Raw genomic sequence first — 273 nt, 5'->3', positions numbered from 1 at the left:
CCTCGAAGCCGCCCTTCTTGCTGACTTTCAGCAGCAGCTCAGAGAACAGCATCTGCAACTTCTTGATGCTTGTTTATCGGTCGCTGAAGGGCAATCACGTAGCTTTGTTTATGAATTGCCTGCCGTCGCAAATGCCTCTGTCGTCGGCAAGCTACGCGTACAGATTATCCCGCTAAAAGATAACAGCAAGCTTATCCTGCTAGAAGACTTGCGCCGTGAGCAAGCCAGCGCTCAACAGTTAAAGCTTGCCTCGCTTGGGCAACTGACTGCCAG

General features: G+C 51.6%; 1 protein-coding gene. It reads left to right on the top strand.

The genetic code is table 11. The features are described 5' to 3' along the window. Positions 1 to 273: hypothetical protein (locus tag AAEZ03_RS27365; protein WP_350582989.1), on the top strand; the 273-nt coding region annotated here is incomplete at both ends.

The organism is Pseudomonas sp. HY2-MNA-CIBAN-0224, assembly GCF_040310285.1.
Taxonomy (GTDB): Bacteria; Pseudomonadota; Gammaproteobacteria; order Pseudomonadales; family Pseudomonadaceae; genus Aquipseudomonas; species Aquipseudomonas helleri.
Note: the sequence above shows the minus strand (reverse complement) of the source record. Positions and strands in the feature narration are given on the sequence as shown.